Annotated in this window: 20 protein-coding genes; 2 read left to right on the top strand and 18 right to left on the bottom strand. The window is 65.6% G+C overall.

What is annotated here, in order from left to right; genetic code table 11:
- A partial coding sequence (locus tag ACH2CY_RS23840; protein ID WP_395022245.1) for an AsmA family protein occupies positions 1 to 4,120 on the bottom strand: 4,120 nt, incomplete at its 3' end.
- Positions 4,121 to 4,287: 167 nt separating this feature from the next.
- Between ACH2CY_RS23840 and ACH2CY_RS23835 the strand changes: the two genes are divergently transcribed.
- The gene (locus ACH2CY_RS23835) at positions 4,288 to 4,464 is read left to right on the top strand and encodes a DUF4169 family protein (RefSeq protein ID WP_395022244.1); all 177 of its coding nucleotides are present in this window, start codon (positions 4,288 to 4,290) and stop codon (positions 4,462 to 4,464) included.
- Positions 4,465 to 4,468: 4 nt separating this feature from the next.
- Here the strand turns inward: ACH2CY_RS23835 and ligA are convergent, their stop codons facing one another.
- From ligA to araD, 16 genes are all read right to left on the bottom strand, one after another.
- A complete protein-coding gene (ligA, locus tag ACH2CY_RS23830) occupies positions 4,469 to 6,562 on the bottom strand; it encodes an NAD-dependent DNA ligase LigA (RefSeq protein WP_395022243.1) in 2,094 nt (697 codons plus the stop codon).
- On the bottom strand, positions 6,559 to 8,226 hold the full coding sequence (gene recN, locus ACH2CY_RS23825) for a DNA repair protein RecN (protein WP_395022242.1): 1,668 nt from the start codon (positions 8,224 to 8,226) through the stop codon (positions 6,559 to 6,561). The genes ligA and recN overlap by 4 nt, the downstream gene beginning before the upstream one ends.
- A 7-nt stretch (positions 8,227 to 8,233) precedes the next feature.
- Positions 8,234 to 9,304: an outer membrane protein assembly factor BamD gene (locus ACH2CY_RS23820; protein WP_395022240.1), complete on the bottom strand. Its 1,071-nt coding sequence runs from the start codon at positions 9,302 to 9,304 to the stop codon at positions 8,234 to 8,236.
- A gap of 151 nt (positions 9,305 to 9,455) precedes the next feature.
- Entirely contained in the window at positions 9,456 to 9,824 is a 369-nt protein-coding gene (locus tag ACH2CY_RS23815) for a hypothetical protein (RefSeq protein ID WP_395022239.1), read from the bottom strand.
- A 395-nt stretch (positions 9,825 to 10,219) separates the two neighbouring features.
- Positions 10,220 to 11,203 (bottom strand): carbohydrate ABC transporter permease, encoded by a 984-nt coding sequence (locus ACH2CY_RS23810; RefSeq protein WP_395022238.1) that lies wholly within the window; start codon positions 11,201 to 11,203, stop codon positions 10,220 to 10,222.
- A gap of 39 nt (positions 11,204 to 11,242) precedes the next feature.
- On the bottom strand, positions 11,243 to 12,250 hold the full coding sequence (locus tag ACH2CY_RS23805; RefSeq protein ID WP_395022237.1) for an ABC transporter ATP-binding protein: 1,008 nt from the start codon (positions 12,248 to 12,250) through the stop codon (positions 11,243 to 11,245).
- A 66-nt stretch (positions 12,251 to 12,316) separates the two neighbouring features.
- Positions 12,317 to 13,501: a carbohydrate ABC transporter permease gene (locus ACH2CY_RS23800; protein WP_395022235.1), complete on the bottom strand. Its 1,185-nt coding sequence runs from the start codon at positions 13,499 to 13,501 to the stop codon at positions 12,317 to 12,319.
- On the bottom strand, positions 13,498 to 14,652 hold the full coding sequence (locus ACH2CY_RS23795; RefSeq protein ID WP_395022234.1) for a carbohydrate ABC transporter permease: 1,155 nt from the start codon (positions 14,650 to 14,652) through the stop codon (positions 13,498 to 13,500). Before ACH2CY_RS23795 ends, ACH2CY_RS23800 begins: the two co-directional genes overlap by 4 nt.
- A 9-nt stretch (positions 14,653 to 14,661) precedes the next feature.
- Positions 14,662 to 16,146 (bottom strand): ABC transporter substrate-binding protein, encoded by a 1,485-nt coding sequence (locus ACH2CY_RS23790; protein WP_395022233.1) that lies wholly within the window; start codon positions 16,144 to 16,146, stop codon positions 14,662 to 14,664.
- Positions 16,147 to 16,438: 292 nt separating this feature from the next.
- Positions 16,439 to 17,233: an ABC transporter permease gene (locus tag ACH2CY_RS23785; protein ID WP_395022231.1), complete on the bottom strand. Its 795-nt coding sequence runs from the start codon at positions 17,231 to 17,233 to the stop codon at positions 16,439 to 16,441.
- Entirely contained in the window at positions 17,230 to 18,099 is an 870-nt protein-coding gene (locus tag ACH2CY_RS23780; RefSeq protein ID WP_395022229.1) for an ABC transporter permease, read from the bottom strand. The genes ACH2CY_RS23785 and ACH2CY_RS23780 overlap by 4 nt, the downstream gene beginning before the upstream one ends.
- Complete coding sequence (locus tag ACH2CY_RS23775; RefSeq protein ID WP_395022227.1) at positions 18,096 to 19,154, bottom strand: ABC transporter ATP-binding protein; 1,059 nt, start codon at positions 19,152 to 19,154, stop codon at positions 18,096 to 18,098. The genes ACH2CY_RS23780 and ACH2CY_RS23775 overlap by 4 nt, the downstream gene beginning before the upstream one ends.
- A 77-nt stretch (positions 19,155 to 19,231) precedes the next feature.
- Positions 19,232 to 20,269 carry an ABC transporter substrate-binding protein gene (locus tag ACH2CY_RS23770; protein WP_395022225.1) on the bottom strand — a complete coding sequence of 346 codons (1,038 nt, stop codon included), beginning with the start codon at positions 20,267 to 20,269 and terminating at the stop codon, positions 19,232 to 19,234.
- A 44-nt stretch (positions 20,270 to 20,313) separates the two neighbouring features.
- The gene (gene araD1, locus ACH2CY_RS23765; protein ID WP_395022224.1) at positions 20,314 to 21,324 is read right to left on the bottom strand and encodes an AraD1 family protein; all 1,011 of its coding nucleotides are present in this window, start codon (positions 21,322 to 21,324) and stop codon (positions 20,314 to 20,316) included.
- Entirely contained in the window at positions 21,321 to 22,112 is a 792-nt protein-coding gene (locus tag ACH2CY_RS23760) for an SDR family NAD(P)-dependent oxidoreductase (protein WP_395022223.1), read from the bottom strand. Before ACH2CY_RS23760 ends, araD1 begins: the two co-directional genes overlap by 4 nt.
- Positions 22,109 to 23,839, bottom strand: a complete 1,731-nt coding sequence (araD, locus tag ACH2CY_RS23755) for an L-arabinonate dehydratase (protein ID WP_395022221.1) — start codon at positions 23,837 to 23,839, stop codon at positions 22,109 to 22,111. The genes ACH2CY_RS23760 and araD overlap by 4 nt, the downstream gene beginning before the upstream one ends.
- A gap of 109 nt (positions 23,840 to 23,948) precedes the next feature.
- Here araD and ACH2CY_RS23750 point away from each other — a divergent pair, with 109 nt between their 5' ends.
- Entirely contained in the window at positions 23,949 to 24,761 is an 813-nt protein-coding gene (locus ACH2CY_RS23750; RefSeq protein ID WP_395022220.1) for an IclR family transcriptional regulator, read from the top strand.
- 25 nt (positions 24,762 to 24,786) lie between these two features.
- Here ACH2CY_RS23750 and ACH2CY_RS23745 read toward each other — a convergent pair whose 3' ends face one another.
- The gene (locus ACH2CY_RS23745) at positions 24,787 to 25,416 is read right to left on the bottom strand and encodes a hypothetical protein (protein ID WP_395022218.1); all 630 of its coding nucleotides are present in this window, start codon (positions 25,414 to 25,416) and stop codon (positions 24,787 to 24,789) included.
- Between the last annotated feature and the right edge of the window lie 8 nt (positions 25,417 to 25,424).

Genomic DNA, 25,424 nt, shown 5'->3' with positions numbered 1-25,424 from the left:
CGCCGGGTTCTGCGGCGGGGGCCGGTTCGGCGGCCGGTTCCTCCGCCGGCGGCTGCTCGGGTGCAGCCGGCGCGGTTTCGGCCGGCGCTGCCTCGGCCGGTGCGGCTTCGGGTGCGGCGGCCGGTGCCGTGCCGCCCGCGCCCGGCTCCGCGGCCGGTGCGGCGTCCTGCGAGGCGGGTGCGGCGTCCGGGGTCGCGGGGGCCTGGTCCTTCTTCTTGTTGCCGCCGCCGAGCACGTTGTTCAGCAGGCCGCCGGCCGCACCGCCGACCGCAGCACCACCGCTGCCGCCCAAGGCGCCGCCGACCGCTTCGCCGGCGGTGCCGCCGATGCTGCTGCCCGGCGCCGAGGTGTCGCCGGCGCCGCCGCCGAGGCCCGGGAGATTGACGCCTGGGATGTTGAGGCCGGGGATGCCGCTGGCGCTGGGCGCGGCACCGCCGCCGGAGAAGGACGGTTTCGGCGAGCTGACCGGCCCGTCGAGATTGACGCTCATGAAGGCTTCCTGGGCATCGGCGCCGAACAGGTCGACCAGCAGGCTGAGCGCCATCTGCGCGAGATCGACTTTGCCCTTCGCCGTGCCGCGGGCGCGCGGGTTGGTGAAGGCGGTGTCCTGGGTGTCGAGCACGCCGTTGGTGATGTTGAAGCTGCCGTCGAGCTTGTTGTCGACGCCGGTATAGGCGGAGAGCACGCCGTTGATCTTCTCGGCGATGCCCTGGACCTGCTTCACCTTCTGCCCGAGCACGCCGATCAGCGCCGAGCCCACGGTCTGCTCGATCTTGCCGATGATCAGCACGGTGCCGTCGAGATTGCCCTTGCCGGTCAGCGAGCGGACGATGTCGGCCTGGGAGAGGCCGCTGCCGGTGCCGTCGAAGTTGAGGGAGATCGGGCCCTTGACCTGGCTGCCGGCGATGCCGCCGCCGAGCAGCTCGGCCAGCTGGATCGCCTGCACCGCGACCTTGGCGTCGATCTTCGGCGTGCCGTTGCCGTTGACCGCCGTGCCGGAGAGATCGAAGGAGCCGCCGTAGATCTTGCCGTTCAAGGTCTGCATGGTCATCAGACCATCCTTGATCGTGATCTTGGCGACGAGATCGTCGATCCGCTGGTCGGGCATGATCAGCGACTTCGCCTTGAAGTCGATGTCCGCGTCCTGCTTGCCGAGGGCGGAGAGGTCCAGGGGCTCGGTCGACCAGGGACCGCTGGTCTTGGCGGGCGAGCCGCTGCCGCCGGAGCCGCTGGTGCTCTTGCCGGCATTGCTCTTGGTCGAGGGCGCCATGAACGGCGTCAGGTTGACGGTGCCGCCGGTGAGGTTCGCGGTGACGTTCGGCTTGGCGCCGGTCGCGTCGTAGTTGGCCGTGCCGGTCAGGCTGGAATCGCCCCACTTCGCATCAAGCTGGCTGACCGAAGCCTTCTGCGTGCTGCCCGCCGCCTTCACCGAGACCGCGAGCGGGCCGCCCTTGGCGCCGGCCGGCAGGTCCGCCATCTTCATCAGGTCGGTGAATTCCGGATGGTTGGCAGTGACCGCGAGATCGAAGGCGATCGGCTGCTCCTTCGGCATCTTCACATTGCCGGCGACCTTGGCGGTGGCGCCCGCGGCCTGGAGATCGAGATTGAGGTTCATGTCCTCGGCGTTGCCCTTGAGCGCGCCGGCGGCGGAGAGCGTGCCCATCGCCTGCGCCTTCGGCCCGGCGAGGCCGGCCAGCTGCAGCAGCGGGGCCGGCTTCTCGGCCTTGAGGTCGAGCGTGGTATCGACCTGCGGCGTGCCGGAGATCCCGGTCACCTTGCCGGCGAGCTTGCCGGAACCGCCGATGCCGCCAATCGCCAGGGTGACGTCATAGGTGAGGTCGTCGGTGCCGCTCTGCGCGGTGCCGGCGAAGGCGACCGAGCCCAGCTGCTTGGCCGCATCGGCGGGACCGCCGAACAGCTGCGCCAGCGCCGCCGTGTCCTTGGCCTTGACGTCGAAGGTCGAGTTGATCTTCGGGATGCCGCCGGCCATCAGGCCGGCCGCGGTGCCCTTGGCCGTGCCGTCGAGCCCGACGCCGGTCATCGCCATGGCGACGTCGTAGGTGACGTCGTTGGCATTGCCGTTGGCATTGCCCTTCAAGGTGAGCGCGCCGAACTTGCCGGGCTGGGCATTCATGCCGCCCATCGCCAGCAGCTTGCCGGCGTCCTTGGCGGTGATGTCATAGGCGATGTCGAACTTCGGATCGCCCTTGAGATCGGAGACCTTGCCCTCGATCGCGCCCTTGCCGCCCATGAGGTCGCCGACCGAGATGTCCTTGATGTTCAAGGTCGCGTCGGCGAGGCCGATCAGCGCATGCAGGCTCTTCACCTGCTGCCCGTTCATGGTGAGGCTGCCGGCCTTGATCTCGATATTGGCATCGAGGTCGCCGAGCGGCGCCAGCGCCTTCAGCGGGTTGTCCGGCGTGCCCTTCTTGGCGGTGTCGGCCGCGGCGGTGTCGGTGGCCGGCGCAGCCGCCTTCTTGTCGCCTTGCGGCAGGTAGCCGTCGACATTCAGCTTGTCGACCGAGAGGCCGACGCCGAAGGCCATGCGCTTGCGCTTCTGGTCGTCGGGGAGTGCCACGATGACGCCGCCCGAGATCTTCGAGCCGTCCAGGGTGGCGTTGAGATCGGCGACCTCGACCTGGGCCGGGCTGGCGTTCAGGCGGCTGGTAAGCGAGAGCTTGCGCAGCCGGTCCGACGGCACGCTGTTGAGCGCGCCGGGTGCGGCCATGTCCGCGACCTCGCGCAGGTTGTCGGAGCTGGCCTTGACCGCACCGGTGAAGCTCGGCTGGCCGCCCTTGGGCGCCAGCACGCCGGAAAGCGTGAAGGCGGTGTTGCCGGGAAGCTGCGCCGAAAGCTGGGTCAGGTTGAGCGCGCCATCTTTCAGCTGCGCCACCAGCTTGGTGCCGTCGATCGCCTTGCCCTGATAGGCGATCTGCTCGACGGTCGCGGTGACATTGGCGGTGATGCCGGTGGGCAGGGTGAACGGCGCCGCCGGTTGCGCGGCGCCGCCGCCAGCTTCGCCCTCGGCCTTCTTGTCGGTGGCCTCGCCGGCCTTGGCCGGGGGCAGCAGCTTGTCGAGATCGACCCGGCCGACCGCGAGATTGGCATCGACCGTCGTCGCCTCGCCGAACTTCGCGCCGACCGAGCCCTGGGCCGCGACGTCGCCGAGCGAGAGCGCCAAATTCTTGATGTCGGCCGCCGTGGAGCCTGCGGTCACGTCGCCGGCGAGCGAGAAGGGTCGCGCCAGCGCGGGCGGCTGGGCGGCCGCGGAACCGCCGGAGAGTGCCGCCATCAGCTCGGCCACGTTCTCCGCCTTGGCTGAGAGCTTGCCGGTGACGATCGGCTTGGCGGGATCGCTCGCCGCCGACATGTCGGCCTGGCCCGAGAAGCCGAAGCTGCCCTTGGTCTCGCCGACCGTCAGGTTGAGGTCGATCGGCATCGGCGCAGTCGGGTCCATGCGGCCGGACTTGACGCTGAAGCCGAGCGGCAGGTTCATCGCGACCAGGCTGCCCTTGGCGTCGAACGGGCCCTTGAGGCTGGCCATCGAAAGGCCGAGGTTGATCTTCTCGACCTTCTGCTCGGTGCCGGCGGCCAGATCGCGGTAGATCACCGTGCCGTCCTCGAGCGTGGCGCCGTCGATCTGGATGTCCCAGCCGCCGGCGGAGGTGGTGGCACCGTCCGTCGCGGGCGCGGGCGCCGGCTCGGCCGTCGTGGTGCCGGCGGGTGCGGCGGGCGGGGTCAGCTGCCAGTTGCCGGTGCCGTCCTTCAGCTTCTCCAGCACGATCAGCGGACGGGTCAGCACGATGTCGGTGACCTGCACCTTGTCGGAGAGCAACGGCATGATCGCGACCTTGACCTTGGCCGATTCGATCTCCGCCATGTTGGGCGCGGTGCCGCCGGGGGCGTTACCGAACTTGATGCCGTCCACGCTGACCGAAGGCAGCGGCAGGATCGAGAGCGAGATCTTGCCCTCGATCTTCAGGTCGCGGCCGGTCGCCTCCTTGGCCTTGGCCTCGATCGTGCCCTTGTAGTCGTTGAGGTCGATGAAGAAGGGCGCGATCAACGCTGCCGCGACCACCAGAACCACGATGCCGCCGACGACATAGAGCAACTTCTTCATGATCACGCGCTCCGCCCTTTTTTGCCCTTCCGACCGAACGCCCGTCCAGGGCGCCGGTTCGCCGGCCTCCTTGCGCTCTCCCCGCGCTTCCCCGCATTATCGCCAAAGGAAAGAATGCCCGGCAAGGCATTCCAACGGTTTTTTCAGTGAAATCTGCGCGAGGCCTTATGGCTGAAATCGTCAATCTGAACCGGATGCGCAAGGCCAAGGCCCGCGCCGCAGACGAGTCGCGCGCCCACGCCAACCGGGTCAAATACGGCCGAACCAAGGCGGAAAAGGAAAACGACCGCCGCGCCTCAGAACGCAGCGCACAATTGCATCAGGGCAAGAAGCTGGAGGAGTGAGGCTTTAGCTCTGCCCGATCATCGCCAGCCATTCGTCCTCGGTCAGGGTCTTCACGCCGAGTTCGGCGGCCTTCTTCGCCTTTGAGCCCGCATCGGCGCCGACGATGAGGTAATCGGTCTTGGACGAGACCGAGCCGCCGACCTTGGCGCCGAGGCTCTCGGCCCGGGCCTTGGCCTCGTTGCGGGTCATCTTCTCCAGCGTGCCGGTGAAGACCACGGTCTTGCCGGCGATGGCACTGTCGGCGGCGACCACCGGCACGAACTCTTCGATCTCGACCTCGGCTTCCAGCGCGTCGATCACCTTGGTGTTGTGCTTCTCGCCGAAGAATGCGGTGAGGTCGTCCACCACCGAGGGGCCGATGCCGTTGATCTCGTCGAGATCCTGGCGCGCCTGGCTGCCGACGGTGCCGGCCTCGACCATCGCCTCGCGGAAAGCCTTGAAGGTCAGATAGTGCTTCGCCAGCAGGCGCGCGGTCACCTCGCCGACCTGCGGGATGCCGAGCGCGTAGATGAAGCGGTCGAGCGCGATGGTCCGCCTTGCTTCGATCGCGTCCATGAGCTTCTGCACCGAAGCCTCGCCCCAGCCTTCGCGTTCGAGCAAGGCCTTGCGGTGCCGTTCGAGCTTGAAGATGTCGGCCGGCGACTTCACCCAGTCCAGGTCGAAGAATTCCTTGATCGTCTTGTCGCCGAAGCCGTCGATGTCGAAGGCGCCGCGGCCGACGAAGTGACGCAACCGCTCGGTCGCCTGGTTCGGGCAGACGAGGCCGCCGGTGCAGCGCCAGGCCGCCCCGCCCTCTTCCCGGATCGCGTGGCTGCCGCAGACCGGGCACACCCCCTTGATCTTCTTCTTGAAGTCGAAGGGCGCGGCGCGGCGCGCCTTCGGGTCCTCGACCACACCGACCACCTGCGGGATGACGTCGCCGGCGCGCTGCACGATGACCTTGTCGCCCTCGCGGATGTCCTTGCGGGCGATCTCGTCCTCGTTGTGCAAGGTCGCCTTCGAGACCATGACGCCGCCGACGTTGACCGGCTCCAGAAATGCAATTGGGGTGAGCACGCCGGTGCGGCCGACCGAGATGAAGATCTCGTTCAATTTAGTGATCGCCTGCTCGGCGGCGAATTTATGCGCGATCGCCCAGCGCGGCGCGCGGCCGACGAAGCCGAGCCGCTCCTGCAGCGCGAGGTCGTCGACCTTATAGACCACGCCGTCGATGTCGTAGTCGAGCTCGGCGCGGTCCAGCTGCATCTTGTCATAGAATTTCATCACGCCGTCGAGGTCGTGGGCGTGGCTGTTCAGCGGATTGGTGGCGAAGCCCCAGGCCTTCAGCTGCTTCAAGAGCTCGGTATGGGTCTTCGGCCAGTCGTAGCCCTGCGCATGACCGAATGAATAGGCGAAGAAGCGCAGCGGCCGCGCCTTGGTGATGCGCGGGTCCATCTGCCGCACCGAACCCGCGGCGGCGTTGCGCGGATTCATGAAGGTGGCCTCGCCTTGCGCCTCGCGCTCGGCGTTCATCTTCAGGAAGCCGGCCTTGGTCATGAAGACCTCGCCGCGGATCTCGACCACCTTCGGCGCCTTGCCCTTCAATTTGTGCGGCACGTCGGCGATCTGCCGGAGGTTCTGGGTGATGTCCTCGCCGACCGCACCGTCGCCGCGGGTAGCGCCGACCGCGAGTTCGCCGTCCTCGTAGCGCAGGTTGGCGGAGAGCCCATCCATCTTCGGCTCCAGCGCCAGCGGGATATCGACCTCGGGCTTGATGCCGAGGAAGCGCCGGATCTTGCCGAGGAAATCCTCGACATCCTCGCGGCTGAAGGCGTTGTCGAGCGAGAGCATCGGCTCCAGATGCTTCACCTTGGCGAAGCCGGAGGCCGGGGCGGCGCCGACCTTGTCGCTCGGCGAATCCGCGCGCTTCAGAGCGGGGAAGCGCTGCTCGATCGCCTCGTTGCGCTGCATGAGCGCATCGAACTCGGCGTCTGAAACCTCCGGCGCGTCCTTCTGGTAATAGAGCGCGCGGTGATGCCCGATCTCCATTGCGAGACGGGCGAGCTCCTTCTTCGCCTCGGCTTCGCTGAGGTCGGCGACCGGCTTCGGCTTGCTCATGCCGCGCCCACCAGCAGCTTGTCGGCGGCGGCGCGGGCCTCGTCGGTGACCACGGCGCCGGAGAGCATGCGGGCGATCTCCTCGCGCCGCTCGGCGTCGTCGAGCGGCGTCGTAGCAGTCGCGATCTTGCCTTTCACCGTCCGCTTCTCGACCCGGAGGTGATTCTGCGCCAGCGCCGCCACCTGGGGCGAATGGGTGATCACCAGCACCTGCACCTTCTTGGCCAGGCGCTTCAGGCGCTCGCCGACCGCTGCGGCGGTGGCGCCGCCGATGCCGGAATCGACCTCGTCGAAGACCAGGGTCGGCACCGGCTGGTTGCTGGCCAAGGTCACCTTCAGCGCCAGCATGAAGCGCGCGAGCTCGCCGCCGGAAGCGATGCGGTTGATGGCACCGGGCGTGGCACCGGGATTGGTCGCGACCTGGAACTGCACCCGGTCCCAGCCGCCCTCGCCCCAATCAGCCTCGCCCAGGGTCTCGATGCGGGTCGCGAACCGCGCCTTCTCCAATTTGAGCGGCGGCAGCTCCTTGTTGACCGCGGCATCCATCGCCTTCGCCGCCTTTGCCCGGGCGGCACTCAACGCCGTGGCGGCGTCGCGATAGGCAGCGAGGCCGGCCTCCGCCGCCTTCTTCAGTGCGCCGAGATCGGCGCTCTGCCCTTCGATCAGCGCCAGGCGGCGCTGCAAGTCGGAGAGCAGGTCCGGCAGGGCGGTGACCGCGACGCGATGCTTGCGCGCCAGCTCGCGCAGCAGGTTCAAGCGGTCGTCCAGCTTCTCCAGGCGGTTGGGATCGGCATCGAGATCGGCGGCCATGCGTTGCAAACCGGCGATCCCCTCGGCGAGTTCCGCCGCCGCGCGGTCGAGCGCGCTCGCCACCGGATCGAGCCCGGCGCCCGCCTTGTCGGCGATGCGCTGCAGCCGGCGCGCGGCCGAGGCCAGCGCCCGGTCGGCGCCGCGCTCGCCGGCGAGCTCGCCATAAGCGGCTTCGATCGCTTCCAAGAGCTGCTCGCGGTGCATCAGCTGCTGCCGTTCGGCGGTGAGCGCGGTTTCCTCGTCCGGCTTCGGGTCGGCCAGCTCCAGCTCAGCCGCGGCGTGGCGGAGATAATCTTCGTCGGCGCGGGCGCGTTCGAGCTCCACATGGGCGCCGTCCAGCGCCTCCTGCGCCTGCCGCCAGCGGCGGTAGGCGTCGCGGGTCTTCTCCGCCGACGCTTCCAGCCCACCGAAGGCATCGAGATGGGTGCGGTGGGTGGCGGGATCGAGCAGCCCATGCACCTCGAACTGGCCTTCGATCTCGATCAGCAGCTCGCCGATCCGCCGCAGCAGCGCGACGCTGACCGGCTGGTCGTTGACGAAGGCGCGCGACTTGCCGTCGGCGCCGACCTGGCGGCGCAGGATCAGCAGGTCGTCGCGCTCGATCCCCTGCTCTTCCAGGATCGCATGGGCGGCATGGCGCTCCGGCAAAGTGAAGGTCGCCGTCGCCCCGGCCTGGGCCGCGCCGGCCCGCACCAGGCCGCCCTCGGCCCTGGCACCCAGCGCCAATCCCAGCGCGTCGAGCAGGATCGACTTGCCGGCGCCGGTCTCGCCGGTCAGCGCGGTCAGGCCGGCGGCCAGGCTTAATTCCAGCCGGTCGATGAGGACGATGTTTTGGACGGTCAGCCCGACCAGCATGGTGGGCTTAGAGTCCGCCGCTTCCGAACACGCCGCCGTCGTCTTCCTCCGGCGCCGGTTGCGAATTGGGCACCGGCAGCGGCACCGGCTGTTCTTCGACCGGCGGCGTCGGCACCGCGGGCGGCGGCGGCGGCAGGCCCGGCCCGGTCTGGTTCTGGATCACCGAGTTGCTGTCCACCGGCGCCGGCGGCGGCGGCAGGCCGAGATCGTTGGTGGCCTGGTCGGGCTCCGGCTCCGGCGGCGGCGGGCCTTCGGGCGCCTTGCTCGGGTCGGTGACGACCGGCGGCAGCTCGGCGCTGCTCTCCGTCGAGATGCCTTTGCTGGTCAGCAGATTGTAGGCGTCCTGGTACCACTCGCTGCCCGGATAGTTGTAGCCGAGCACCGACGCCGCACGTTCCGCCTCGGGATAGATGCCGAGCGCCACATAGGCCTCGGTCAGGCGCTCCAGCGCCTCCGGCACATGCGTCGTCGTCTGGTAATGGTCGATCACGTTCTTGAAGCGGTTGATGCCGGCCAGATACTGGCCGCGCTCCATGTAGTAGCGACCGACCGCCATTTCCTTGCCGGCCAGGTGGTCGCGCACCAGGTCGAGCTTCAGGGTCGCATCGCGCGCATAGGGGGTGTTCGGGAACCGGGCGATCACGTCCGAGAGGGCGCGCTGCGCCTCTTCGGTGTTGCCCTGGTCGCGCGAGACGTCGGCGATCTGCTCATAATAGCAAAGCGAGCGGAGATAGTAGGCATAGGCGGCGCCCCGGTTGCCGGGGTGGAGATCGATGAACCGCTCCAGCGCCGGAATCGCGTCGTCGTAGGAGTCGATCAGATAATAGGAGTAGGCCGACATCAGCTGGGCCTGGGTGGCCCAGGTCGAATAGGGATGCTGGCGCTCCACTTCGTCGAACAGCTTGGCGGCCTGGCGGGTGTTGCCGGCGTTCAGCGTGTCGAGCGCGTTGTTGTAGAGCACATCGACCGGGGTATCCGGGATTTCCGGCTCCGGGCTCTTGCAGGCGGCGAGCGCCAATATCGCCAGCGGAAACACCGTGGCGCGGATGGACCGCCCGAAGCTCTCAAAAAGGCGCACGATTCCGCCGTTCCCTGTTTAGACCCGGCGGACTATAGGCGGAGCGGCGGTCCTTCTCAAGCCCGGCGGCTGCCCGCCAAGCCCTTATGAAGGCTGGCAAAAGAAACGCCCGGCGGCCCGTTCCGGGCGCGCCGGGCGGATCGGGGCGCGGTTACTGGCCGTAAGCCGAAGTTTCGCCGGAATCGGCGTCGTATTTGATGGTGACGACCGAGAGCTGGCAGAGATCGACCCCGTGCCATTCGGCCGAGGTATTATCGTCGGAATAGACCACCTTCAGGTCCCAGGCGCAGGTGTCGGTATCGCGGCTGAAGGAGATGTTGGCCTGCTGGCTGTCGGCGAGCGTGTCCTGCCCGAGCACGTCCTCCTGCCAGTCGGCGGACTGGGTCGGCGCCACGTAGAGCTCGCTGATCTCGTAGCCGGTGGCGTTGATCAGCGAGAAATCCTGCTCGCCCGCCAGAGCCGATGGGCCGGCGAGCGCCAATGCGCCGAAAGCGGCAACGGCAAAGAAAAATGCCTTCATGGACGGTATCCCCCGTTTGCGAACGTCCGGGTGGACGCTCAAGCCGGTGGAGTCTGGGCAGGCGAGTCTTAAAGGACCGTGAAACGCAGGGTGGAATGGGAGGCCGCCGGCAGATCGGGCGCCCGAAAGCGAAGGGCCTCCCGGAGGAGGCCCTTCCATTGCCCTGCCTAGAAGCGGCAGCTCAACGAAGCCCGACCCCGACCTTGGAGGCCGCGCTCATGAGAACCGCCATCTGCGGCATATGACAATGAGACATCTGACCACCTCCTTTCCAATGGTTGAACGGACAGTATGTAGGCGGCGCGTTCGATTTTACAATCACGATCGCACCCGCGGCGGCGAAGTGCGCCAAGGCGGCGATCGACGGTGAAGTCCCTAATCCAGCCTTCCAGTCATCATCTGCCCGACACGGTCCGGCCAAAGGGTTTCAAAGCAAAAGCTGCAAACACCAGGGCTGGCAACATCATGACAATCGTGGCCGCCGAAAGATGGGCCCATTCCTCCGCCCCGCCGCCGACCTGGGCTTCCTTCATCGAGAGCTGACCGACGGCCCACGGCGGCAGGGTAAGAGCGTTATCCGCCGTGAGGTAAGCAGCAAACAGATATTCGTTCCAACACAGCAAGAATATGATCATGCCGGTCGCGACCATACTCGCCCGCACCATGGGCAGCAGTATCGTGAAGAATATTCTTAGCTGCGAAGCGCCGTCGAGTTGTGCCGCTTCTTCCTGCTCTGTTGCCGCAGGCCCCAGTACCGGCAGGAGAAGCCATGTGGCCACCGGAATATTGATGGCCGTGTAAACCAAGATCATCAACACCAGCGTGTCGCGCATTCCTGTTGCCTGCGCCATGACATACAGCGGCAAGACCAGCACGACGGGAGGAAGCACGCGGGTCGCCAGCATCAGGGATGCGGCCCCCGACACCGAAATGACCGGCCCCCGTCGGCGAAGCACAAGGGCGACCGCAAAGCCGGCAAGGGCCAGCAGCGCCGCGATGGAAAGAGCACCCGAAGCGGAAGCAACCACGGGGACAAGCCCGAATAGAAACAAAGGGCCGACCAGACTCGACCACCGCATGGCGGAATGAAATCGCGTCAGTCCGTAGATGGCCATGCCGCTCACAGCGATCGTCAATGTCGTCGCGATGCTGCCGATGAGTGCAGAATTCACGAAGCGCGAGACGAGGTTCTCATTATGCTCAAAGAGGATGAAGCGCCATGCGTCGAGCGAAGGCACGAAATCGACGAAGGGCAGATAGCCCGGCGGCTGGTCGATATCCTCGATGCCCTTAATCGATGTGATAGCGACCCAGTAGACCGGAAGCAGGCAGACAATCGACCATACCACCAGCAAAGCGTAGGTTACCGCCTTTGCCACCGGTCTCACTGTCCGCTTCCTCTTCGCCGGCTTTCATGGTCAGCGGATCCGCTGGCCGGTGGTCGCGTCGAAAACGTATAAGTGCTCGCGCCGCAGCGCCACGCCGACGGTATCGCCCTGATTGCCGTTGATATCCTTCGATGCCTTCACCGTGAGCTTGTCATCCCCGATCTCCACGGTCACCAGCGTGTGATCGCCGATCAGTTCGGTGGCGTAGATCACGCCCTTCAGGGCTCCGTCTTCAGGAGCAACCACCGCGCAATCTTCCGGCCGCACACCCAGGATCGCCTTATCCATGCGCCCGGAGACCGGTGAATCGATCCTGGCGCCGTTGGTCAGGAAGTGACTGCCCTCGAGGCTGCCGCGCACGACGTTCATGGGCGGCGAGCCGATGAACTGCGCGACAAAGAGATTCGCCGGATCGTTGTAGATTTCCGCGGGGGTTGCCAGCTGCTGCAGCACGCCCTTGTCGAGGATTGCCACCCGGTGCGCCAGCGTCATGGCTTCGATCTGATCGTGCGTGACATAGATGGTGGTAATGCCGAACGCCTGCTGCATGTGCTTGAGCTCGGCTCTCATGTAGCCGCGGAGCTTCGCATCGAGATTCGACAGCGGCTCGTCCATGAGAAAGACCGACGGCCGCCGGATGATGGCGCGCGCCAGCGCGACACGCTGCCTCTGGCCACCGGAAAGCTCGCGCGGGTAGCGCTCGAGCAGATCGCCGAGCTGCACCTGCGATGCCGCCTCGCGAATCGCGCTGTCCATTTCCGCCTTCGGTACCCGCCGCACCTTGAGCGGAAAGCCGATATTCTCGGCGACCGTCTTGTGCGGATACAGCGCGTAGGATTGGAAGACCATGGAGATGTCGCGGTACTTCGGGAGGATGTCGGTCACGTCGCGCTCGCCGATGAAGACCCGGCCCGCCGTCGCGGTCTCCAGCCCCGACAGGATGCGCAGCGCCGTCGTCTTGCCGGAGCCGGACGCACCGAGCAGCACCAGGAACTCGCCGGGCGCCACGTCGAGGTTGAATTGCTCGAGCACCTTCACCGGACCGAAATACTTCTGGACCTTGTCGAACTTGACCGGAACCTTCGGGCTGCCAGCCGGCATACCTTACCCCTTCACCGCGCCCATCAGGACGCCCTTCGAAATGAATCGTGTCAGCAGGATCGCCATCAGGATCACGGGAATGATCATCATCACGATGACGGCGCTCATCTCCCACCACAGCACGCCCTTCTCGCCCGCGTTCTTCGCCGCCACCATGATCGGCATGGTCTGCACCTTGGCGTAGGCCAGGAATACGGCGAACAGATACTCGTTCCAGTTCAGGATGAGTGTCAGCAGCGTCGTCGCCGCGAGCCCAGGCCGCGTCAGCGGCAGCACGACCTCCCAGAAGATGCGGAAGCGCGAGGCGCCGTCGAGCTGCGCCGACTCCTCGAGCTCGATCGGCAGGCTGACGAAGAAGTCGCGCATCAACCATACGACAATCGGCAGGTTCGCCACCGCATACATCAGGATGAGCGCAAGATGCGTGTCGAGCAGCCTGACTTCCTGGAACATGATGTAGATCGGGATGACGACCACGATCGGCGGCAGGATGCGCTGGGAGATGATCCAGAACAGGATATCGCCATTGCCGAGGCTGAGGTTGAAGCGCTTTCCGAGCGTGCGCGCGAGAAAGACGAAGAGGGCCAGCGCGACGGACGAGGCCAGCCACCACGGCACGCCGGCATAGCTGGTGGCGACAATGACCAGAACAATCAGTCCGACGAAGATCGCGATGTTGCCGATCTTCGGCCGGTACTGGATGCGGGCCAGCGCATAGGCCGCCATGGCGCCGACCGCGACGCAGATGGCGGTCGCCGCGATCGAGACCACGATCGAGTTGGTGAACGCCAGAAAGATCTTGCAGATCTGCGGCTCCATCGGCTGGAGCGTCACGAAGGGAGAGACGACGAAGGCGAAGGTGTTGTAAGCCAGCAGGCCGATCTGCCTGAGAACGGAGGGCGCGTCGCAGTAGGAATCGCTGGTGAACTGGACCCGCCAGGCGTCGAGCGTCGGCTGGAAGTCCAAAAACGGGACATAGAAGGGCCCCTGGTTCACCGCCGCGGCGTCCTTGAAGGACGTGATGACAACCCAGTAGATCGGGAACAGCACGACGATCGACCAGATGGCCAGCAATGCGTGGGCCACCACGCTTGCGACCGGCGACATCTTGCCGACTGCAGGCGGCTCGAACAGGCGCTGCATCAGACTGCGGTCCGCCTTGTCAAAGCGGAAGCTTGCCTTGCTCATGCGCGTGCCCTGCGCAACTGGCCAAGCACCACGTAGTTGAAGAACGAGGCGCAGGTCACGACGGTCAGCAGCAGCAGGAGATACGCCACCGCCGCCGATGTGCCGACATCATTGGCGCGCCAGATGTACATGGAATGGAGCGTCATCGACTCGGTGGAGGATCCCGGCCCGCCGCCGGTCATGATGTTCGGCAGATCCACGATCTTGAAGGCTTCGATCATGCGGATCAACAGCACCGTGACGGCGACCGGGACGATCTGCGGCCAGACGATCTCCTTGAAGATCTCGATGCCGGATGCGCCGTCCACTTGCGCTGCCTCGACATGGTCCCTGGGCACGTTCTCGAGGGCGGCCAGCATGGTGATGAAGATGAAGGGAATCCATTGCCACGAGTCGCAGATCATCATCACGATGCGCGCCGCCCAGGGATCGGCCGACCAGACCCAGGCGTCCACGGTGGCCGCGCCGAACAGCGGCTGGAACGGCCCCTTCGTGATGTCGGCGACCATTTTCATGGCGTAGCCCACGCCCAAGGGGGTGATCATCAAGGGAATGAAGAAGATCACGCGGAAGAAGTTCTTGCCGGAGATCGGCTGCGAGCACAGGAACGCCAGGCCGGTGCCGATCACGAATTGCAGGGCGCAGCCGACAAAGACATAGAAGAGCGTCGTGAGCAGGGTGCCGATCGGGTTGCCGGAGAAGAGCGTGGCGCCGGCGATCCAGGCGACGAAGATGGCCATGGCGGCGGAGATGATGCGTCCGATCATGCCGAACCAGCCTGTCGTGCGCGAGGACCGATACAGCCACCAGGCGACGGCGGCGATAACGGCCGCCAGGAAGAGCATGCCCAGCCAGCTCATCGCGCCGATCTTGCCGAGGAAATGCACCTGGTCGTTGCCGAAGAACTGCTTGGCGAAGTTCTGGAACCAGACCAGCCGGAACTTCAAGCCTTCGCCCGTGAACCGGACGCGGCTCAGGGCGAAAACGATCGAGTAGAAGGTCGGGAAGATCGCGAAGATCAGGATGAGCACCACCGCCGGCGCGATGAAAAAAGTGCGCGAGTGGCGGTCGAGCCACTCGCCCCAGTTCTCACGCTGAAGGATGCCGGCCGGGGCGCGCCCCGGCCGGACATCTCCACTGGCGTTCGGCATCGAGCGCCCTTAGTTGCCGGGCGTACCGAGTGCCAAGGCCTGCGCCTTGATCTGGCTGTCGCGGCCGAAATCCTCGGTCACTTCCTCCCAGCCGGCCTCGATGTTCTTCAGGGCCTCATCCACCGTGATCTCGCCGGCGAGATAGCGGGCGAGCTCGGTGTCAAGAATGACCCCGGTGTATTTCTGCGCACCCGGGATCTTCATGTCGGAGGCCATGTTGAGGTTGTTCAGGGCGCTGTTGATGGCACCAATGTAGTTTTCCGCCAGCTCCTTCGGCATCCCTGACTTCACCCACAGATCGGTGCTCTTGAGCTGCGAGAGGCGATACGGATTGTAGCCCGTGGCGCCGATCGTCACGTCGACGTTCGATTGGGCCGCCTGGTTCATGTAGGAGAGGAAGGCGTAGGCCGCGTCCTTCTTCTTCTGGTCCGCCTTGGCGTTGATCGCGCCGGCCCATCCGCCAAAGGCGGCGAACGGTGCATAGTTGATGCCGTCGACGGCATAGGGAGCGCTTTCCTTCGTCACCGGCACGAGCTTGCCGGTGGCGCGGTCGAGCACCTCCTTGGAGCCGACAGCGCCAATCGCATAGATCAGACCCTTGACCTTGGCGGCATCGGGATCGAGCTGCAGCGGACCGGGATCGCCCCACTCGATGAGCAGCCCGCAGCGACCGGCCTTGAACAGGGCGCGGGTATCGCCGATGTCCATGTTGAGCTCTTCCGGCGGGCCGTACTTGCCCGTCTCCTTGTAGACCTCGAAGGCCTTCTTCCAGGCTTCGTTGTTGATGATCGGCTTCATCGTCGCGGCATCGAAGTGGAAGCCCTGGGCCGTGCCTTGGGTCTGCACATAGGACGCGGCAACGGTCTGAATGGCGAAATAGGATTGAGCGTTGCGCTTCTTGAAGATGCAGGAGCCGTAATCGGGCGTGCCGTCGCCGTTCATGTCCTGGCCGTGGATCTTGGACGCCACCTCGAGATAGTCGTCCCAGGTCTTCGGCGGCTGCAGGCCGGCCTTTTCGAGTACGTCCTTGCGATAGTAGACCATCTGGAAATCGCCATCGACCATCAGCAGCTTGGTCTTGCCGCCGATCTTCTGGCCGAAGTCACGGAAGTACGGGGCAACGTCATTGAGGTCGAGCTTCGTGTCTTTCTCGACGTACGGCGTCATATCCTCGAGCAGCCCCGCCGCATCGAGTTCCACGCCCCAGCCGGCGGCAAACACGCCGACGTCGATCGAGTTCGTGCCCGTCGACCAGTCGTTCTGGATCTTCGGGAAGATCTCGGCGAACGGCACTTCCGTAACGACGATCTTGGCTCCGGTCGCGGCTTCGAACTCCTTACCGCGCTCGGCGAGGCGCCCGGCGATGACATAGCCCGGGCGGGTAAGAATGTTAACGGTGACCCCATCGAACTCGCCGGCCGTCGAGACGCCCGAAAAAGCGCCGAGAGCGACGGCGACGGAAAGCGCGCATACAGACTTCTTGTAAGATGACATTACTTTCCTCCCCTGCTTTTCTTGCCGGCCCGCTTTGCGGCACCGGAACCACCGGATTCTACAGTGCGTCTGCGCCGAAGCGCCAGTGTGTAGCCGGGGAATCTGCCGGCCCGCCCCCGTCTCGGTTTTTTTTGGCAAAAAAAACGCCCGGCCGCGTGTCGCCATGCGCCGGGCCAGTCTAAGGAGGCGCCCGGGTCCAGCCGATCCTCCTCGGTCCGCGGCGCCTCGGCCCGCGGCGCCTGGGCCGCCGGCGGCGCCGTCAAGGGCTGGCCGGTCGGCTGACCAGAATGGGTCACGCGCCGGCCAAGTCCTTGGGAATGAGATAGCGTGCGGCAATCAGCACCAGCACCGTGGTCAGCGCCAGGATGATGGCCACGAGCGCGTTGATGTCCGGCGTGAAGCCCAGCCGCATCATCGCCCAGAGCCGCAACGGCAGCGTGTTCTGCGTCCCCGTCACCAGGAGCGTGATCATGGTCTCGTCGAAGGAGAGCGCGAAAGCAAGGATACCCGCGCCGATCAGGGCGCTCTTCAGATTCGGCAGCAGCACGTAGAAGAAGGTTTGCGGCGCGCTGGCCCCCAGGTCATAGGACGCCTCGATCATGCTGAAGCCGATCCCCTGGAGCCGCACCAGGATGGTGCGATAGACCAGGGCCAGCACAAAGACGGTATGCCCGATGATGATGGTCAGCATCGACCGGTCAATGGAAACTTCCCGGAAGAAGATCAGCAGCGACAGGCCCGTGATAATGGGCGGCATCAGGAACGGCAGGAAGACGACGAATTGCAGCAGGGACCGGAGCCGCGACTTTCCGCTGTTGCAGTGAAGCGCGATCCCGGTGCCGAGCACCAACGAGGCCGCGACCGCCGACAGCCCGACGATGAAGGTATTTTCCACCGCCTCGATCACGCCGTCATTCTCGGTGAGCTTCGCATAGGCATCGAGATTGATCTGGCTCCAATCGACCGAGCCGTATTTGACCGTGAAAAAGGATGTGACGATCGGAATGAAGATCGGCCCGTACAGCAGAACGAAGGCCAGCAGGGTGACCAGCGAGAGCAGCAGTGTCGCGAGCGGGTGACGCTTCATCGCCGCACCGCCGCTTTCCCGCCGCCGAACCAGGCGCCCGTCACGATGGCGACCATCACCAGGGCGGCCAGAATCACGCTCAAGGCCGCGCCGAACGGCCAGTTGAAGGCCGTGCCGAACTGGCTGTAGATGATCCGGCCGAAGGTGAAGCCGTTCTGCCCGCCGACCAGCTGGGGCGTCAGGAAGTCGCCGATCGCCAGCACGAAGACGAAGCTCGCGGCGCTGACCACGCCGGGCAGGCTCAAGGGCAGGATGACCCGGAAGAAAGTCTGCCGGTTGGAGCCGCCGAGATCGGCCGAGGCCTCCAGCAGGTTCTTCGGGATCCGCTCCAGCGACAGGAAGATCGGCAGGATCGCGAAGGGCAGCAGCAGGACCGACAGGGTCAGCAGCACCGCGTTCAGGTTGAACACGAAGAAAGTCAGCGGCTGGTCGATGATGCCCAGCGCGATCAGTGCCCGATTGAGGAAGCCGTTGCCGCCGAGGATGCTGCGAATCGCGTACATCTTGATGATGTAGCTCATCAGCAGCGGCACCAGGAGCAGCATCAGCAATGCGTATTTCTTGCGACCTTTGAGCCCGGAAAGGAAGTAGGCCACCGGATAGCCGAAGCCGATGCAGATCGCCGCCACTTCGAGACAGAGAATCACGGTCTGCCGCAGCACCGGGACGTAGATCTCGTCGCCGAAGAAGCGGCGGTAGTTCATCAGCGTCAGGTCGTGGTGCAGCTCCGTTCCCTCGACCCAGAATAGCGAATAGACCAGGAAACCGCAAAGCGGCAGCAGGATGAAGAAGAGGGGCAGGCCGTAGACGGCCAGCAGCACAATGCCGCGCCAGATCCGATCGCCCCCGATCGGCTTCGTGGTCATGCCACGACCAGCCGGCAATCCTCGGCCCGCCAGCCGAGCTCAACGCGATCGCCCTGCCGGACGGGCAAGCCTTCGGCCCGGCTCGGCAGCTTGACCCGCAGCGACACGCCGGCGACATCGACCACCGCGACGGTCGCGGCGCCGCCGAAATTGACGCTGGCGATTTCCCCCGCCACGACGGTATCGACGCCCTCCCCGGCCCCGAACCGGATCGCCTCGGGGCGGATCATGGCGAAGGCCTTGCCGCCGGATTCCGGCGGGGTCACGCCGTCGGTCGCACAAGGCAGCCTGCCAATCGGCGTCTCGACCGCGCCGGGGCCCACGACGCCTTCGATCAGGTTGTTGTCGCCGAAGAAGCGCGCGACGAACTCGGAGCGCGGCCGGTAATAGACCTCCGTCGGCGATCCCAGCTGCAGGATCCTTCCGAAGTTCATCACGCAGATCCGGTCCGCCATGGCGATCGCCTCTTCCTGATCGTGGGTGACGAACAGGAAGGTAGTCTTGATCTCGCGGTGGATCTCTTTCAGGAACTCCTGCATCTGCTTGCGGAGCTCGACGTCGAGCGCCGCCAGCGGTTCGTCGAGCAGAATGAGACGCGGCCGGCAGATGATCGCCCGCGCCAGCGCCACGCGCTGCCGCTGACCGCCGGAGAGCTGGGCGGGAAAGCGCCCGGCGAAGGAACCCAGCTGCACCAGGTCCAGCACCTCGCCGACCCGCTGCTTGACGACGGCGGCCGCCGTGCCGCGCACCTTCAACCCGTACCCGACGTTGCCGGCGACGGTCATGTGCGGGAACAGCGCGTAATCCTGGAACACCGTGTTGAACGGCCGGCGGTTGATCGGATCGCGGACGATGTCGCGGCCGTCCAGCAGGATGGATCCGGTATCGGGCTGGGTGAAGCCGCCGATCATTCTGAGGATCGTGGTCTTGCCCGAGCCCGACGGGCCCAGGATGGTGATGAACTCGCCATCCTCGACGGCGAGATCGATCTGGTCCAGGACCCGGGTCGCACCGAATGCCTTGCTGACCCCATTCAGCTCGAGAAGAACCGCCATTGGATTTCCACCCTGGCCCCAAAAATCGAACCGGCCCGCCCCCACCTCAGGAGACGGGCCGGCTCCATCACTCTAGCTTACTGCGCAGCCTTGATCTCGTTCCAGAGATCGGCCCGCTTGGTCGGGTCCTCGACCGTCTCGACATAGACCAGCTTGTCGTCGGGCTTGGCGTTGTTGGACGGCGCCACGGTGTTGCCGAAGCCGGAGCGTTCGGTCAGCTGCGCGCCGATTTCCTTGTTCATCAGGAAGTTGATCCAGGCTTCCGCCAGATCCTTGTCCTGGGCCCCGGTGGTGATCGCCCAGGTGTCGAGCCAGGCCAGCGCGCCTTCCTTCGGGTTCACATACGCCACATGGGCGCCGGCATCCTGCAGCGACTTCACCTGCTGCTGGCCGTAATTGGCCCAGATGAGCGCAACATCGTTCTGCTTGTAGATCTGCGTCGCCTCATCGGCCGTGGTGTAGAAGCTCAGCACGTTGCCTTTGAGCTTGATCAGCTTGTCCTTGATCTGCGCCATCTGATCGGCCGAGAGATGGAACGGATCCTGGATGCCCATGGTCAATGCGGTGAAGGAGAAGTTGTGCTCGCCGTTGTCATAGGCCAGCACCTTGCCCTTGTATTGCGGGTCCCAGAGGACGTCCATCGAGGTCGGCGGGGTCTTCACTTCATCGGTGTTATAGATGATGCCGATGGAGTCGAAGCAGAACGGGATGGCATAAAGCTGGCCGTCCCGCATCACGCCCTTCACCTTGGAGAGGTCGTTGAAGATCGGCAGCTGGTTGGCCTTCTGGTTCGGGACCTTCGAGAGGTCGATCGGCTGCACCAGCTTGGCGTCGATATAGCGCTGGAGCTGGCCGGTGTTGACGGCGATCACATCGAAATCCTTGCCTTCGGAGCCTTTGATCTTGGCCCAGATCTCGTCGTCGCTGCCGATGAAGACGACCTTCACGTCGGCGCCGCTTTCCTTCTCGAACGCCTTCACCCAGTCGTCGTCGGCATAGCCCTGCCAGGCCAGCACGCGCAGTTCCTTCGCCATGGCCGGCGACCAGCTCGCCGCCAGGGCCGTCGCCGCCACTGCCAGAACCGGCAGGGTGGCCCGCATCATCGACTTGAACATTGTGGTCTCCTTCTCCCTGTTTGTCATTCGACCGCCGCCGGCTTTCAGAGCGGCGTTACCGTCACCAGGCCCTCATCGGGCTCCAGTTCCATGCGATTGCGCAAGGGCTGTCCGAAGGCCGGCACGTCGATCTCGAACGTGTCGCCGACCTGCGTCTTGAAACCGGCACCATAGCTCAGCACCGCTGCACCCATGAAGTAGGCGTGCAGGTCGCCTGGGCGCCGGAACATGCGATAGCGGAAATGAAAGTGCTCGAGGTTCGCGACCGAGTGCGACATGTTCGCTTCGCCCAGCAGCACTTCTTCCTGCCACACCACCTTGCCGTCCCGGATGATGCGCGAGGCACCCTTCATATCCTGCGGCAGCTCGCCGATCATCAGCTCCGGCCCCATGGAGCAGGCGCGCAGCTTCGAATGCTGAGTATAGAGATAGTTCTGCGCCTCGGTCACATGGTCGGAGAACTCGTTGCCGAGCGTGAAACCGACCCGCCGCGGCTGCCCTTCCCCGTCCACCAGGTAGAGGCCGACGACTTCCGGCTCCTCGGCGCCGGCCAGCGCGAAGGCCGGCAGCGGCATCGGCGCTTCCGGCGCCACGATCTCGGTGCCGACGCCCTTGTAGAACCATTCCGGCTGGACGCCGATCTTGCCGGCGCCCGGCTTCCCGCCCTTCAACCCCATGCGGAAGATCTTCATCGAATCCGATTCCGGGGCGTTGGAGCCGTGGGTCGTCACGTGCATCTTGTTGCGCGCATCGGCGCTGCCGAGATGAGTCAAGCCGGTCCCGGTCAGGAAGAACCGCGCCGGTTCCGGATGCTCGATCGGCGGCAGGACCTTGCCCGCCTTCAACAGCGCCAGATAGTCCACCGTCTCCGGTGCGGCCGTCGCCTTGACCAGATCGGCCAGCGGACGCTTTTGCGCGATCGCCGTCTCGGCCAGGCGAAACACGCTCTCGATGCCCCGCAGCGGGTGCGCCCGCACCCCGTCTTCCGCGACCAGGCCGACGGCCCGCGTCCCCTCAGCGGGCTTATACTGAATGAGGCGCATGTTGCCGGTCATACCCAACCACCATCCACAATGAAATTCTGAGAGCTGCACATGCGGCTGTCATCCGCCGCCAGGAACAAGGCCATGCGGGCGATATCCGGTGCGAACAGCCGATCGGGGAGGCATTGCCGTTCGGCAATCTGCTTCTCGCCGGCCTCATTCAGCCAGAGCTTGACCTGGCGGTCGGTCATCACCCAGCCGGGCAGCATGCAATTGACCCGGATCCGCTCCGGCCCGAACTCGCGGGCCAGCGCCCGGGTCATGCCGGTGATCGCCGCCTTCGAGGTCACATAGGCCGGGCAATCGCCGTCGCCGACCAGCCAGGTGATCGAGCCGAACATGACGATCGAGCCGCCCCCCGCATCGCGCATCATCGGCCGTACCGCCTGCGCCGCGAAGAACTGATGCCGGACGTTGACCGCCATGCGGTCGTTCCAGTAATCGACCGTGACGTCGGCCGTGGCATGGCGATCGTCGTTTCCGGCATTGTTGAGCAGCACGCGAACCGGCCCGAGCTCCTTCGCCGCCTTGGCGACGCAAGCCTTCAAGGCGTCGATATCCCGAAGATCGCATGGCATGAACAGCGGCTTCGGATCGCCCCTGGCGGCAATCCGCTCGGCCAGCGCCTGGGACGGCGCCTCGGCGATATCGACGAAGGCGACCTTCGACCCTTGCGCGCAGAAATGCTCGACCAGGCTCTCGCCGATGCCGCTGCCGCCGCCGGTCACGAAGACGACCCGGCCCTTGAGGCTCGGATAGACCGCGGGCTGGTCGATCAGTCCTTTTCCTTCATTGCTCAATGCGACTGCCGCGGAATCGCCGCGCCCCTCTGCCCCACCAGAAAATCAAAGTCACAGCCGCGATCCGCCTGCAGCACATGGTCGACATAGAGTTGCTGATAGCCGCTTTCCATCGCATGCTGCGGCGGCGACCAATCCTTGCGCCGTGCCTCGAGCTGCTCTCGCCCGACCTCGAGCTCGAGGCGTCGCCCTGCGACATCGAGCTCGATCCAGTCGCCGTCCTTGACCAGCGCCAGCGGCCCGCCGACCGCCGCTTCCGGGGCGGTGTGCAGCACCACGGTGCCGAAGGCCGTGCCGCTCATCCGCGCATCCGAGATCCGCACCATGTCGCTGACGCCCTGCTTCAGGAGCTTCGCCGGCAGCGGCATGTTGCCGACCTCGGCCATGCCGGGATAGCCGCGCGGCCCGCAGTTCTTCAGCACCATCACGCTCTCTGCCGTGATGTCGAGCGCCGGGTCATCGACCCGGGCGTGATAATGCTCGATGTTCTCGAACACGACCGCGGGTCCCCGATGCTGCATCAGCTTCGGTGTCGCCGCCGAGGGCTTGATCACCGCGCCGTTGGGCGCGAGATTGCCGCGCAACACCGCGATCCCGCCTTGGGCGGTGAGCGGGTTGTTGAGCGGCCGGATGACCTCTTCGTTGTAATTGGTGACGCCTTCGACCAGCTGGCCGATGGTCTTGCCGCTGACCGTCATCGCGTCGAGGTGCAGCGCGCCGGTCGTGCTGATCGCGCGCATCACCGCCTTGAGACCGCCGGCGTAGTAGAAGTCCTCCATCAGGAACCGGCCCGAGGGCATCAGGTCGACGATGGTCGGGATGTCCCGGCCCAGCCGATCCCAATCGTCCAGCGAAAGATCGACGCCGAGGCGCTGCGCCACCGCGATCAGATGGATGACGGCGTTGGTCGAGCCGCCGATCGCGCCATTGACCCGGATGGCATTCTCGAATGCCTGCTTGGTCAGGATCTGCGACATCCGCACATCCTGGTTGACCAGCTCCACGATGCGCCGCCCGGCCAGTTGGGCGAGCACGCCACGCCGCGCATCGACCGCGGGAATGGCTGCATTCTCCGGCATGCCGATGCCGAGCGCTTCCACCATGCTGGCCATGGTCGAAGCCGTGCCCATGGTCATGCAGCTGCCGGCCGAGCGGCTCTGCCCCTGCTCGGCCGAGAGGAAATCCTCGAGCGGCATGCGGCCGGCCTTCACATCCTCGTAGAACTTCCAGACATGGGTGCCGGAGCCGATCTTCTGGCCGCGGAAATCGCCGTTCAGCATCGGCCCGCCGGAAACGACGATGGTCGGGAGATCGCAGCTCGCCGCACCCATCATCAGGGCCGGCGTGGTCTTGTCGCAACCGACCAGCAGGATCACGCCGTCCATCGGATTGCCGCGGATCGATTCCTCGACATCCATGCTGGCGAGATTCCGGAACAGCATCGCCGTCGGGCGCAGGTTGGATTCACCGAGGCTCATCACCGGGAATTCCAAAGGCAGCCCGCCCGCCTCATAGACGCCGCGCTTCACATGCTCGGCCAGGCCCCTGAGATGCGCGTTGCAGGGCGTCAGCTCGGAGAAGGTGTTGCAGATGCCGATGACCGGCTTCCCGTCGAACAGGTCGTCGGGGATGCCCTGATTCTTCATCCAGCTGCGGTGCATGAAGGCGTTCTTGCCCGCACCGCCGAACCACGCGCTGGAGCGCAGCTTCCGCCGCTCTTTTGTCATGCCGCCGCCCTGCGATACCTGCGGTTTGGATATTTTAGTATTACCAAACCTTGTTTTGTAACTCTATACTAGAGCATCAGACCAAGGCCCGCCAAGAGGGAAGTTCGGAATGGCGAAGCAGGACGACCGAAATGTTCAAGGCGCAGATCAGCGCTACAGGGTGCAAAGCCTCGGCCGCGGCCTTGATCTCATCGACATGATTGCCGCACGCGGCAATGACGGCGCGCGCCTCACCGACTTGACGCCTGAACTCGGAATGTCGAAGGCCGCCGTCTATGCCCTCCTGCAGACATTGCTGGCGCGCGGCTACCTCTCCGATTTCAGCGAGGGCGCGAACCGGCGCTATCGCCTGGGCTTCAGGCTGGCCCTGCTCGGCGACATGGCGCTGGCAAACGTCGCCCTCGCGGACATTGCGATGCCCGAGCTCCGGAAGCTCACCGCCGATCTCGGCTTGACTTCGCGCCTTGCCATTCTTGACGACGGCTACGCCGTGGTGGTCGGCCGCGTCGATGCGCCGGGTTCGATCCGCTTCGACGCCGCCCTGGGGCGCAGGGAGATGCCGCACAGCTCAGCCGTCGGCAAGGCGCTGCTGGCCGCGATGCCGGGAGATGAAGTGCGGCGAATCCTGGAGCGCGCCGAACTGCCGAAGCGGACGCCCCACACGATCACGGACGTGCCGCGGCTGATGAAGGACCTGGCCCTCAGCCGAGAGCGGGGCTATGCGGTCGACGATGAGGAGGACACGGAAGGCGTTGCCTGCGTCGGCTCCTTTGTGCTCGGCCGGGGCGGAGCGATAGCCGGCGCCATCAGTGTGACCGGCTTGAAGCCGCGTGACTGGAGCACACGGGTCATCGAACTGGGCAATCGCGTGCGGGAGAGTGCGAGCGCTGTCTCGCGCCAGCTCGGCTATACCGGCGACTAGAGCGCTAAGTCCGCTGCGAACCTCCTCACTCCGGACAGGGTTGTCCGGCAGCGCCCCAGAGCGCGATGTCCCTGACGTGGTCCTCGAAGGTGCCGGGCGGCGTCGAGCGGCCTTCGCCGGGTGCCCAGGCCCGGGGGATGAAGCCGCTCAGCGACGCGTCGTGCCGCAAATGCTCGATCAGGCCCTTGGCGTCGCGGCCGCCATTCCGCTTCGGGTCGCGCAGCTGGGCGCAGATCTTGGCGCCGCTTTGGCCGAACCAGAGGAACTCCACGGGTGCCAGCTGCCAGTCGATGCCGGCATGCGGCGGGGCCGGCGCCGGATCGTTGGCCGTGGTCGAGGTGACGTGACAGGTCGAGCAGGGGATCAATTCCGCGCCGATGCGGCTTTCGCCGCCATGGATATTCATGCCGTGGACCCGGTTCTTGGTCTCGCCCGCCGGCGTCCAGATCGGCACGGCGTTGGCATCGACATGGCAATTGGCGCAGCGCGGATGGGTCACCACCGCTTCGATCCGGTTCCAGGCCAGCAGACCATCCGCGCGGCTGACGCTGCCAGGCGGCAATACGTCCTTTGACTCGCCATCCGCCAGTGCCATTCCGACGAAGGTCGCGACAATCGGTGCGGCGACCGCGAAGCAGATCAGGGATATGCGCATGTCCACCC

Source organism: Dongia sp., assembly GCF_041905885.1.
Lineage (GTDB): Bacteria > Pseudomonadota > Alphaproteobacteria > Dongiales > Dongiaceae > Dongia.
Note: the sequence above shows the minus strand (reverse complement) of the source record. Positions and strands in the feature narration are given on the sequence as shown.

Excerpts from the sequence above, each read along its gene's own strand:
- ACH2CY_RS23835 (WP_395022244.1), top strand. The coding sequence starts at position 4,288 with ATGGCTGAAATCGTCAATCTGAACCGGATGCGCAAGGCCAAGGCCCGC.
- ligA (WP_395022243.1), bottom strand. The coding sequence starts at position 6,562 with ATGAGCAAGCCGAAGCCGGTCGCCGACCTCAGCGAAGCCGAGGCGAAG.
- recN (WP_395022242.1), bottom strand. The coding sequence starts at position 8,226 with ATGCTGGTCGGGCTGACCGTCCAAAACATCGTCCTCATCGACCGGCTG.
- ACH2CY_RS23815 (WP_395022239.1), bottom strand. The coding sequence starts at position 9,824 with ATGAAGGCATTTTTCTTTGCCGTTGCCGCTTTCGGCGCATTGGCGCTC.
- ACH2CY_RS23800 (WP_395022235.1), bottom strand. The coding sequence starts at position 13,501 with ATGAGCAAGGCAAGCTTCCGCTTTGACAAGGCGGACCGCAGTCTGATG.
- ACH2CY_RS23795 (WP_395022234.1), bottom strand. The coding sequence starts at position 14,652 with ATGCCGAACGCCAGTGGAGATGTCCGGCCGGGGCGCGCCCCGGCCGGC.
- ACH2CY_RS23790 (WP_395022233.1), bottom strand. The coding sequence starts at position 16,146 with ATGTCATCTTACAAGAAGTCTGTATGCGCGCTTTCCGTCGCCGTCGCT.
- ACH2CY_RS23785 (WP_395022231.1), bottom strand. The coding sequence starts at position 17,233 with ATGAAGCGTCACCCGCTCGCGACACTGCTGCTCTCGCTGGTCACCCTG.
- ACH2CY_RS23780 (WP_395022229.1), bottom strand. The coding sequence starts at position 18,099 with ATGACCACGAAGCCGATCGGGGGCGATCGGATCTGGCGCGGCATTGTG.
- ACH2CY_RS23775 (WP_395022227.1), bottom strand. The coding sequence starts at position 19,154 with ATGGCGGTTCTTCTCGAGCTGAATGGGGTCAGCAAGGCATTCGGTGCG.
- ACH2CY_RS23770 (WP_395022225.1), bottom strand. The coding sequence starts at position 20,269 with ATGTTCAAGTCGATGATGCGGGCCACCCTGCCGGTTCTGGCAGTGGCG.
- araD1 (WP_395022224.1), bottom strand. The coding sequence starts at position 21,324 with ATGACCGGCAACATGCGCCTCATTCAGTATAAGCCCGCTGAGGGGACG.
- araD (WP_395022221.1), bottom strand. The coding sequence starts at position 23,839 with ATGACAAAAGAGCGGCGGAAGCTGCGCTCCAGCGCGTGGTTCGGCGGT.
- ACH2CY_RS23750 (WP_395022220.1), top strand. The coding sequence starts at position 23,949 with ATGGCGAAGCAGGACGACCGAAATGTTCAAGGCGCAGATCAGCGCTAC.
- ACH2CY_RS23745 (WP_395022218.1), bottom strand. The coding sequence starts at position 25,416 with ATGCGCATATCCCTGATCTGCTTCGCGGTCGCCGCACCGATTGTCGCG.